The sequence below is a fragment of the Deinococcus malanensis genome (assembly GCF_014647655.1).
GTDB lineage: Bacteria > Deinococcota > Deinococci > Deinococcales > Deinococcaceae > Deinococcus > Deinococcus malanensis.
Window position 1 is genome coordinate 187,951 of the sequence record NZ_BMPP01000006.1, and the last position, 10,420, is coordinate 198,370.

General features: G+C 59.0%; 8 protein-coding genes and 2 pseudogenes. 6 read left to right on the top strand and 4 right to left on the bottom strand.

Going from position 1 to position 10,420, the window contains the following annotated elements; all coding sequences use genetic code 11:
* Nucleotides 1-199 precede the first annotated feature (199 nt).
* The 3 genes from IEY49_RS09195 to IEY49_RS09205 are packed head-to-tail and all read left to right on the top strand — an operon-like array spanning nucleotide 200 to nucleotide 3,657.
* Nucleotides 200-1,288, top strand: a complete 1,089-nt coding sequence (locus IEY49_RS09195) for a glycosyltransferase family 4 protein (RefSeq protein ID WP_189007161.1) — start codon at nucleotides 200-202, stop codon at nucleotides 1,286-1,288.
* 24 nt (nucleotides 1,289-1,312) lie between these two features.
* Entirely contained in the window at nucleotides 1,313-2,836 is a 1,524-nt protein-coding gene (locus tag IEY49_RS09200) for an O-antigen ligase family protein (RefSeq protein WP_189007164.1), read from the top strand.
* Nucleotides 2,833-3,657 carry a hypothetical protein gene (locus IEY49_RS09205; protein WP_189007166.1) on the top strand — a complete coding sequence of 275 codons (825 nt, stop codon included), beginning with the start codon at nucleotides 2,833-2,835 and terminating at the stop codon, nucleotides 3,655-3,657. The genes IEY49_RS09200 and IEY49_RS09205 overlap by 4 nt, the downstream gene beginning before the upstream one ends.
* An 83-nt stretch (nucleotides 3,658-3,740) precedes the next feature.
* On the opposite strand, the gene IEY49_RS21880 is transcribed toward IEY49_RS09205, so the two are convergent.
* From IEY49_RS21880 to IEY49_RS09225, 4 genes are all read right to left on the bottom strand, one after another.
* Nucleotides 3,741-4,385 carry an acetyltransferase gene (locus tag IEY49_RS21880; protein ID WP_189007169.1) on the bottom strand — a complete coding sequence of 215 codons (645 nt, stop codon included), beginning with the start codon at nucleotides 4,383-4,385 and terminating at the stop codon, nucleotides 3,741-3,743.
* A complete protein-coding gene (locus IEY49_RS21665; RefSeq protein ID WP_308424652.1) occupies nucleotides 4,382-6,151 on the bottom strand; it encodes a sugar transferase in 1,770 nt (589 codons plus the stop codon). Before IEY49_RS21665 ends, IEY49_RS21880 begins: the two co-directional genes overlap by 4 nt.
* Nucleotides 6,152-6,225: 74 nt before the next feature.
* Nucleotides 6,226-7,113 (bottom strand): glycosyltransferase family 2 protein, encoded by an 888-nt coding sequence (locus IEY49_RS09220; protein ID WP_189007171.1) that lies wholly within the window; start codon nucleotides 7,111-7,113, stop codon nucleotides 6,226-6,228.
* A 100-nt stretch (nucleotides 7,114-7,213) separates the two neighbouring features.
* Nucleotides 7,214-8,236, bottom strand: a complete 1,023-nt coding sequence (locus IEY49_RS09225; RefSeq protein WP_189007173.1) for an EpsG family protein — start codon at nucleotides 8,234-8,236, stop codon at nucleotides 7,214-7,216.
* A 76-nt stretch (nucleotides 8,237-8,312) separates the two neighbouring features.
* Between IEY49_RS09225 and IEY49_RS22080 the strand changes: the two are divergent.
* From IEY49_RS22080 to IEY49_RS09240, 3 genes and pseudogenes are all read left to right on the top strand, one after another.
* Nucleotides 8,313-8,453: pseudogene (locus IEY49_RS22080) on the top strand (IS4 family transposase); the annotation flags it as partial.
* Nucleotides 8,454-8,518: 65 nt separating this feature from the next.
* Nucleotides 8,519-9,580, top strand: coding sequence for an IS4 family transposase (locus IEY49_RS09235; protein WP_189007175.1), 1,062 nt, complete (start codon nucleotides 8,519-8,521; stop codon nucleotides 9,578-9,580).
* A pseudogene (locus IEY49_RS09240) lies at nucleotides 9,580-10,420 on the top strand (IS4 family transposase); the annotation flags it as partial. The gene IEY49_RS09235 and the pseudogene IEY49_RS09240, both read left to right, overlap by 1 nt.

Genomic DNA, 10,420 nt, shown 5'->3' on the forward strand with positions numbered 1-10,420 from the left:
CTTAGTATCCCCCATCAAGGCGCTTAGTATCCCCCATCAAGCCAGGGATTTCTGACAACCTGTTCACAAGTAAGCCTGTACCACACAGACGAGGCTTCATCTTGCACTCACAGGATTGTAAGGTCAGGATTGATTGTGGGTGGAAATGAACCAGCATATGGCACTTGATGACAGGCCCCGCGCTACTCTCACACAAAACATGAACAGGATTTCAATCGTCATCTACAACATCACGCCGCCCGGAGGGGTCGAGCGGGCGGCGGTCAACCTCGCCAACAGCCTCGCGGACACCTTCGAGGTCAACATCGTCAGCCTCTACAGCAAACAGGGCCAGCCCTTCTACCCGCTAGATGGGCGTGTGACGATCACGCACCTGGGCGTGCCATTCACCCCCGGCCTGCGCCACTACGCCCGCCAGAACGCCCGTAGCCTCAAAGCCCTGCGCTCTCGTCTGACCTTTACCTCGGACACCACTACACTGGGGATGAGCGTCAATCCAAACGTTCTGCTGGCGCTACTCAAGGCAGTTGGGACGCCGGGGCGGTTTATCGGGTGCGAGCACCTGAACTACAAGGACGCACCCCGCATCGCCCAAGTGCTGCGACGCTTCGCCTATTCCCAACTAGATGACGTGGTGGTGCTCACTGAGGCGGAGCAGCAAATCTTTCAACGGCGGCTGGGCCTGACCCCGTTCGTGATCCCCAACCAAGTGCCTTTCTTACCTGCCGAGCCTGCCCTGCTGACCGCTAAGCGGCTGATCGCGGTGGGGCGCTACGTCCCCTTGAAGGGATTCGACCGCCTGATCGAGGCGCTGGCTCCGGTCCTACGCGAGTTCCCAGACTGGACGCTGGACCTGTACGGAAAGGGCGAGCAGGAGGCTGACCTGAGGCACCTGGTCCTGCGCGAGGGGCTGGACAACGTCCAGCTGTGCCCACCCATACGGGAGATTGAGCAGGCGTACCTGACTTCGTCGGTGTTCCTGATGCCCTCACACTATGAATCATTCGGCATGGTCATCATTGAGGCGCAGGCGTGTGGGCTGCCTGTGGTGGCCTACAACGTGCCGCATGGCCCGCGGACCATCCTGAGCGGGGGTGGTGGGGTGTTGGTCCCAGATGGGGACGCGCACAGGTTCGCTCAGGCGGTCCGCACCCTGATGCTGGACCGTGAGCTGCGCGAGCGGATGGGGACCGAGGCGCGGCAGAACGCCCTGAGGTTCGACCCGGCGGTCATCCGGCAGCAGTGGCTCGACTTGCTCGGCGCCCTTCCGCTTTCAAGCCGATTGTAGTTCAGGAGCCCTATAGTCCTGGGCGTGTCTGCCCCCATAGCTGCCGAAGCCTCTCCTCCCCGCTGGACCCGATTCTGGCTGACGTTGCTGGCACCCCTCTACGTCATCTCTCCCCTCGCCCTGCTGGCCCTGCCTTCCCTGCGCCGCCTCCCCCGGGCGGCCTGGATACTCCTGGCCTTTTACGCGGTGAGTCAACAGCTTCCGGCGCTGCTCAGTCCGTCGCCTGTGGAGGCGAGTCTGCTGGCGCTGGCCCGCACGCTGCTGATCGCCGGACTGATCGGAGTCGGTATCTTGCTTAGGCGGTCCGACCGGCTGATGCCGCTGGGGCTGGGCCTGCTGGCCGTATTCGCGACCGCCGTGGCGGTGACGCTCGTCAGTGGCTTGCCCCTGCTGGGGCAACGGCTCTCTCACCCGTACATGACGTCCATCACCCTGGGTCTCGCGGGAGCGTGCAGCCTGTGGCTGGGCCTGTTCGGCAGCGGCAGGAAGGCCTGGCGTCTGCTGCTGGGGGCAGCAGGTGTAGCGATCCTGCTGTTCTCGGCCAGCCGCGCGCCGCTGCTGGCAGCCCTGGTGGGGGCCGGGGTCGGGGTCCTGATCCGGGCCGAACGGCGGTTGGCCCTGGTGGCCGGGGGAGTACTGGCCGCCTTAAGTGGAGTGGTCCTGCTAGGCCTTCGCAACGGCGATGAACTCGCAAGGCGCCTTCTCGACTTCGAAACGAATGGCCGTGATCTGGTGTGGGCCAATACCCTCTCTGTCATCCAGAGCGCCCCACTGAGCGGAGTCGGCTCCTACCTGCTGGGCCGGTACCTGCAACCACCCAGCGCATACTGCGAACTCTGGATCGGTCCGAACGGCACCTTGGCCTGTCCCGATTGGGTCCGAAACCTGGGAAGCCCCTGGCTGATTGCTCACAATGGAGTCCTCCAGCAACTGGCCGAGACTGGGCCGCTGGGCGTGCTGGGCCTGTTCGCGCTGCTGGGTGCCGTAGTCTGGACGGCTCTGCGCCTCAAGGACGCGCTGAGCAGCGCCGTGTTAATCGGCCTGCTGATCGCCACCGCTTCAGACAACACCCTGCTGGTCCCCAGTCCCTTTTTCGGGGAACTCTTCTGGATCGTCGCAGGGATCCAACTGGCCCGCGTCGAAACCTTCCGCCCGGCTCAGGGACTGGTCGGCGGTGTGGCGCTGGCAGTGCTGGCCTTTCCTGTCTGGTCCGCCGCCCTTGCTCCCAGGTCCGATTTCGCGGGCACCCTTCTGTTCTTCCGGGCACCAGCTCTGGTTGAGAGCAGCCGCGACTACACGGTCTACAGCAGCTGGGTCCTGCCGCCTGGAGAGCGGTACCGGCTGGTACTGCGCAGTTGCACCCAGGGCTGTTCAGTCGTGAATGTCACCACCCTGGACACCACCGAGCGGCCGCAACGCAATCTGAGTCTATCGGGAGATATCCGGAATGTGCCCGAACAGCATCTACAACTCCAGCTTTACCCAGCACGCGCCGGGGCTAGCGCCGTTTCCCTGGCGACCTACGAATGGACGGTCAGCCTCCGATGACGCGCCTCACCGGATCTCTTGCCGCTGGCCTACCGCTTGTAGCCCTGACGGCGCTGTTGACCTGGCAAGCCCAGCGCCTTCCCCTGCAAGGCCAGCCCCTTCAATCGGATACGTCGTCGCTGGAGTGCACAACCCGCGCCAGATTCGATCTGGGGTTTCCCACCACTACTCCCCCACAACCGCTGCCGGACCAGGCTTACAGCTTCATGGGGAACGCCTGGCTGACCACGGACGTCTGTACTCCCGGCACTCTGCGCCTCACCGCTGAAGGTCAGGAGGCCGGCGGTGAGGCGCCACGCCTGGAAGTCGCGCTCAACTCGCGGGTCATCTGGGAGGGCGAGTTCACGCAGCGGCGCGAGGTGAGTATCCCCGTGCCCAGCGCGGGGCACCTCACGCTGGGGTATTTCAACGACTACTACAGGTCGGAATACCGCAGCGCCCTGCTTCAAGAATTGAAGTTTGAGGCACCGGTCTGCAGAACCTTCCAGGTAAGCGTGCCAGAGGATGCTGGGGGCGTCTGGGACCCAGGCAGCCGGTCGGTCGGTTGGCTGTTTGCTCCCCCTATCACCCTTAAGCCCTGCGGCGCTGGAACCTTGTCGCTGCGTGCCAGTGGACAGGCCGGAGGCGAAGCTTTCGCGACCCTCGCCTTCACGCAGGGAGGCCATGAACTCCTCCGGGCTAGGCTGGGAGGCCAGCCCCGGAATCTGACCTTGGATGTGGGTGCAACACCGGTCCAAGTGCGGATCGTCAACCCGTATTTCAAGGAACTCGGGGACCGTAACCTATATCTGAGGACATTGAAATTCGTGCCAGAACGGTAGACTCTCCCGGTTTACCAAGCCTGGGGACACAGGCAGCTCAGCCTCACAGCCTCAGGGCTCCGGCTCGCTCGGCCACAGCCCTCTTACACCATGTACCATCCAGCCTTCCGCTCCTTAATAACCTTGGCGGGAATACCAACAGCGGTTACATTAGCAGGGAGATCAAATACTATGGTCGCCCCTGCGCCCAAGATTGACCATTTCCCCACTCGTACACCTGGAACAAAAGTAGAGGCCACACCAGCGAACACGCCTTCATCCAGCCTGACATTACCAGCCAGGCGCACTCCCGGCGCTGCATGCACGAAATCGGATAACACACAATCATGGTCCACACTTGCGCATGTGTTCACGATTGCATGACAACCTATGCGCACGTCCGGCTGGATGACACTTCCTGCTAGCACCACTGTGCCATATCCCAGTCTCACAGTTGAATCAATCCATGCGCTCGGGTGAACCAAGGTAGCCCAGCTCACCCGTTTAAATCTAGACACAATTTTTCTTCTTACTAGATTGTCTCCGATAGCAACAATCGCACGTGTGTGTGGGTCGTCATGGATTTGATCAATCTTTCCAACTACGGGATGGCCTAATACGTACCGTGGCGCAGCATGTGAGTCATCGAATACACCGCCTATCTTTAAACCCATAGCCTCTGCCGTACTAATGACAACTTTGGCATGGCCTCCAGCCCCAATTACATGCAGGCTTGTATGGACACTCAACCTTCAACACCAGTGAACTTTGGCATAGTCGCCTCCCCGGCCGCACTGATTCCTTCGCGCCTGAATACTTTGTAGAGCGACATCAGTATGATTCTGACGTCGAGCAGGAGCGAGACGTGATCGACGTACCACACGTCGTGCTCAAACTTCTCCTTCCACGAAAGGGCATTGCGCCCATTAACCTGTGCCCAGCCTGTGATTCCCGGCCGCACCTCGTGACGGCGGGCCTGCTGCGCGTTATAGAGCGGGAGATACTCCATCAATAGGGGACGTGGCCCCACCAGACTCATGTCACCCCGTAACACGTTCAGGAGTTCAGGCAGCTCGTCCAGACTTGTCGAGCGCAGGAGGCGGCCGAAGGGTGTCAGACGGGCGCTGTCAGGCAGGAGGTTGCCGTCCGCGTCCCGTTCGGCCGTCATGGTACGGAACTTGTACATGGTGAAAGGCTGTCCGCCCAGGCCAGGGCGCACCTGCTTGAACAGCACCGGACTGCCGAGCTTCCAGCGAACCAGCAGAGCCAGCACCAGCAGGGGTACGCTCAGGACTAGCAGGCCGGAGCCCGCCACCAGCACGTCGAACAGCCGCTTCCAGGGATGCTGCTGCGAAAGTTCATGCCAGCGCAGAAGGTCGTCATAGAGCACAGACCAACGCTGCTGCACGTCTTCGGGCCGGAAGTTTGCCTCGACCCAACGGCGTCCTGCTTCGCCCCGCTGACGGGCTTCCGAGGGGCTGGCCAGCGCCTCGGCCAGCGCCTTCGTCAATGCCCCCGCGTCGCCTACAGGCACCTGCCAGCCCGTTACGCCGTGCTGAACTGTATCTCTTGCCCCGGTGGCGCTTGTGACAACACTGGGCACTCCATGCACGGCAGCCTCTAAAGGAACCAAGCCTAAGCCCTCGCGGTGCGTGGGAAGCGCCAACACATTCATCAGTGGGTAATACGGGTACACGTCCGGTACAAATCCTGTTCTGAAGATCCCAGAGGTATGTCCAATGGCGTCACGGACCTGTGGGGCAACCGGATCACCGTCCTCGTAGTCTCCAATGAGCAGCAAGGCTGCTGAGGGGAACTGTGCTCGAACCTGCCCAAACGCCTGAAGGAGTTCAGCGATACCCTTATCGCGTGTAAAGCGGCCTACGAAACCCACAACCGGTTGATCCGCGCCAAGGCCGAGAGAGTGGCGCAGGCGTTCGGTGTGAACTGAATCGGCTGGATGTGGCAAACGCACCCCATTGACGCTGCCCTCACCCAGCACCAGGGTCTTGTGGGCCGGTGCCAGGCCCAGTTCCCGCACCCGGTCCCGCAGACTTGGACTTACGCAGACCACCCGGTGGGCGCAGGCCAGAGCGAGTCGTTCGGTCAGAGAAAGGAGCTGCCTTTTGACGCCGCGAGCCGTTTCCAGCCGCAGGCCGTGCAGCGTGTACACCCGCAGTGGCACCCTGGCCGCCACCGCTGCCAGTCCGCCAATCAGCCCGGCCTTGGGAGTGCCGACATTGGTCACCGTCGGCCGAAAGCGGCGCAGCGTCCGGTACATCTGCACCAGGGACTTAAGATCGGCGCGAGGGTTGATTTCCCGGTGCATCGGGACAGGCAGAGGGACGGCGCCTTCCTGCCAAGCGAATCCTTCGAACTGTCCCGGTACGGTTGGGTCACTGGCAAGCCCCGCGCGCCAGGTGCGCTGCGCCAGCAGGCGGACCTGACCGCGCAAGAACGGCCAGCTGACTGAGGAGGTCACGGCGAAGAGAATGGCCCGTTCAGTTTTTCGCATATTTTCCTCTGTTCTTACGGCGTCGTTTCGGATCATCTCTACGGTGGCTTGACACCCTTTCTGAAACGCTTTCATTAAACAGAGTCTTGCATGGGGTCACGTAGGGCCAACCCCATCAGGGTCAGAGCCTCTTTTTGTTGGGCTTCCGAGAGAGACCGGGACCTGGCCTGCACGATTCTCGCTTCGCCGCCAAGACGGTGGAGCACCCGCCGCAACACGATCCTAAGCTGGGCGGCGCGGAGATGGCGCCGTAGGTCGGCACGGTACTGAGGCTCAGCTGTCTCGATTAAGCTCCGCAGCATCTGCCGGTAGCCCGCCGAGGTCTGTTCGACCTTCCCTGAATGGTCACCCGCTTCCCGATAAAACAGCAGCGGCTCATTGATCTGACGAAATCTCGAGCGGTTAGCGGTTCTCAACCACAGTTCAATATCCTCGCAACGCTTCACTGTGACGTCGTAAGGATTAGCCCTGAACCAAGCGGTCTTGCCAGTCACTGTTGGATGAATGAAGCCACCTTGCCGCAAGACGCTAAGAAACCCCAATTCGGTAAAAAGGTTCCCAAAACGTAATCCGGTGGGACGGTTGCGATCGTCGATGACATAGGCTGCTGCCCCCACTACATCGCAGGTTGGGTCGGATTGCAAGAGGCTAATCTGAGTCGCCAGCCGGTGCGGCACCATGATGTCGTCGGCATCCATTCGCGCGTAGAACTCCCCACGGGCGAGGCTGATGGTCTGGTTCAGGCGGGCACTGAGGCCCTGATTCCGCCCATCCGAGAGTACCCTGATACGTTCGTCCTGAAATTGACTAATAATCTCGAGGCTCCGATCAGCCGATCCGTCATCAACCACGAGCAGTTCCCAGTTCTGGTACGTCTGGTTTAATACGGAGCAAAGGGCATCAACGACATAAGCTTCTGCATTGAAGACAGGCAATCCGATGGTCAAAAGCGGGTCAGGCATAGGATGACTCTATCCGACAAAGTTCCAAACATACTTCTCTCCATCGGGAATGGAGAGCTAACCCCGGCTCCCCCTCCGGTACGGCACTACATTTCAAAAGCTACACCCCCCGAAGGTAGAAAAATGAGTTTACAACCAAAGTCCCAGCGATAATAATTATACTGAAAAACTTTTTATTTTGCGACTTTTTAAACGCCCTATCATTAATGTCTTTCACCATCAAGGCTACTAAAAGGGGAAGCAACGTCCACGAGGAGGTAAGAAATCTATCTGAATATGAAACGAAGTTCATAAGATGGCCGAAACCATTCATCAGTAAGTAGGCATTGAGCACCCATCTTGTCTCAACGGACATTTTACCATATGGCACGATCAATGTGAACAACAATGGGATGGCGCTAAATAGAATAAAATCAGGACGAAATCCTGTTCGGTAGCCAGCATTGACTGTGACATATGTACCATAATCGCTTGGGATAAATTGTGAGAACAATGGAGCATACAGCTCGCTGAAAGCACTTATCAATGCAGCCGGTACCCAAAAAACTAATGGAAACATTTTCTTAGTTCCCCATATCATAGGTAATACAATTAACCCGCCGACAGAATGAAATAAAGTCGGAACATAAAACGTTGCCAACTTAAGAAGAATGTTGCGGTAACTTAGCACCAGCGCCATGAGGAATATAGCGATAGCGGTTGTTAGACCATGTCGTAAAATGTTAATGTTGATGGAAAGGTAGTAAGGGGAGATCAACAAAAGTACTACATAAAGTAGGATATATTGCGCCTTTTTAATTACTAAGACTCCAGCTACATAAAAAAACAGGGCAATAAGTACACAAAAGGCAAGCAAAAGGGCAGAAGGGTTATGTGTGAAGGTTTCTACTGCGCCCATGAGTGCCAGGAAACCTGGGTCGCCAGTCGAGAGCAGACCTGGACTGCGAAGCAGGTACGCCCTGAATAACGCCACATAAGTAACCGTATCGCTGCCTACATTAAAGTCTCTGTTGCCCCAATAAAAGGCATAAATTAGAACGGGCGAAAAAAGAACACCGTAAAGTAGTCCCGTAAGACTTGGCCTTCTTGACTGTAACGCCGAGCGACTTCTCTTGATTATCATTGAGTCCTTCCCTCTCTAGAGGGTCAAAAGTGGAATGAGGAGATGAGAAGTCGGCTCTTGTACGGTGTTTCCCGCGATGAAGAACACCTGGAGCCGACCACCTCAGTCTAGCCTTTATGCCCTGCTCGCTCAGCACTTCCCCTTTGATTCTCGCCGGCTGACCGTCCTCAGCGCCCTGATCCTGGCCGTCATTCAAGCCCGCAGCGTGGTCCTGTACCACTGACTACCAGTCAAAACTCGTGAGGTCATGAAAAAAGTCGGCTCCAGTAGGGTATTTCTGCGATGAAAACCCGGAGCCGACACCCCCACGATACCTTGCAGACCGCGCTGCGGTCTGCCTTTCCCATTGACGCCCGCCGCTTCGAGGTGCTGGCGGCCCTGATCTTGGCCATGGTGCAGGGGCGCAGCGTTGTGCTGTACACCTTGAAGACCCATGTGCAGCTCCCTGGCTCGTTGGAGACGCGATACCAGCGGTTGCGGCGCTTTGTCCGCTTTGACTTCCCGGAGCACCTGTTTGCGCGCTTCGCACTGTCGTTCCTCCCAGAGGGCGAATTACACCTGATCCTCGACCGGACGAATTGGAAACTGGGCAAACAGGACATCAATATTCTCCTCCTGTCCGCCGTCTGGGAGGGGTTCAGCCTGCCGCTGATGTGGACCCTGCTCCCCCATGGGGGGAGCAGTTCGCAACAGGTGCGCGAAGCGCTCCTGACCCGGTTCCTTCAGTGCTGCCCCGAGCGGTCCGTTGGGAGCCTGCTGGCAGACCGGGAGTTCATCGGCAAGACGTGGTTCACGTTTCTGGACGAGCACGGCATCGCACCCTGTATTCGTCTCCCAGCCACCGCCACCATCGGAACCGGCAACCTGCCGGTCTGGGCGTGCTTCAAAAAGCTTCAGACAGGCGAGATTCGCCGCTGGCACCGCCAGATGGTTGTCTACGGCGTGTCCTTGCGCCTGTGTGCCACCAAGAATGCGGCTGGAGAAGTCCTGTACCTGGCGTACCGTGGCCACGCTTCGGTGAATCTCCGCCGCTATGCGCAGCGCTGGCAAGCGGAAAACCTGCACTCAGCCCTCAAAACCAGAGGCTTCAACCTGGAAGACACCGGTCTGACGCAGGCGGAACGCGTGTCCACGCTCCTGGCATGCGTGTCCGCCGCCTTCATCTGGGCCTGTGTGACGGGCCAGTTGCTGGCAGCTCGGCAGCCGGTGAAACGCAAGAAACACGGACACCGTGCGGTGTCCGTGTTCCGACTGGGACTCGATCATCTTCAGGATTTGTTGCTCCACCCATCACCATCGTCCTGGCGGGCATTACACACACTCATACCGAATTTTGACTGGTAGTCAGCCTGTACCAACTCGTCCAGATCGTTGATCTCCCGGGCTCGGATGACACGGTGTACCAGCGTCTCAAACGCTTCGTGCAGTTCAACCTCCCGGATCTCCTTGTCGCTCGCTTCGTCCTCGCTCATCTCCAAGACGAGCAGCAACTGCTGCTCGTCCTCGACCGCACGAACTGGAAGCTGGGCGCTACTGATATCAACATTCTCCCGCTCAGTGTGCTCAGTGTGCGGTGGCGGACCTTCAGCTTGCCGCTGAATTGGACGTTGTTGCCGCACAGCGGGAACAGCACCATGGCAACCCGGATTGCCTTGGTCGAGCGTGTGATGCCCTTGCTGGAGGGCCAGAAATTGTTGTTGACCGCTGACCTGGAATTCATCGGTAGGGAGTAGTTTATTCCCTTGCGCTGCATGAACATCTCGCCGGTCATCCGTCTCCGGGCGGACAGTGTGGTGGAGGGTTCTCCCGTATGGGTGAGGTTCAAGAAACTCAGGCCAGGCGAGGTACGCGTCTGGTATAAGCCCGTCCACGTCTACGGTGTCACCCTGCGCGTTCTTGCCTGCAAGAACCTCCCCGGCCAGACCCTCTCCCTGGCTTACCAGGGGCACGCGGAACCTGCGCTGAAACGCTATGCCTTGCGCTGGACGGCAGAAAACATGCATCAAGCGCTGAAGTCCAGATGCTTTTTCCTGGAGAGTACGCATCTCACCCAGCCTGCCCGAATCTCTACTCTCCTGGCCGTGGTCGCCCTCGCCTTTGTGTGGTGTTGGCTGGTAGCCATGTCGGAGGCAGCGTGACGGGTCACGCTGCCTCCGACATGGCTACCCACCCAAAAGCCTCTTC

Bases quoted from the DNA above. Each gene is read 5' to 3' on its own strand.
- IEY49_RS09235 (WP_189007175.1), top strand. From the start codon at position 8,519: ATGAAAACCCGGAGCCGACACCCCCACGATACCTTGCAGACCGCGCTG.
- IEY49_RS09225 (WP_189007173.1), bottom strand. From the start codon at position 8,236: ATGATAATCAAGAGAAGTCGCTCGGCGTTACAGTCAAGAAGGCCAAGT.
- IEY49_RS09205 (WP_189007166.1), top strand. From the start codon at position 2,833: ATGACGCGCCTCACCGGATCTCTTGCCGCTGGCCTACCGCTTGTAGCC.
- IEY49_RS09220 (WP_189007171.1), bottom strand. From the start codon at position 7,113: ATGCCTGACCCGCTTTTGACCATCGGATTGCCTGTCTTCAATGCAGAA.
- IEY49_RS09195 (WP_189007161.1), top strand. From the start codon at position 200: ATGAACAGGATTTCAATCGTCATCTACAACATCACGCCGCCCGGAGGG.
- IEY49_RS21665 (WP_308424652.1), bottom strand. From the start codon at position 6,151: ATGCGAAAAACTGAACGGGCCATTCTCTTCGCCGTGACCTCCTCAGTC.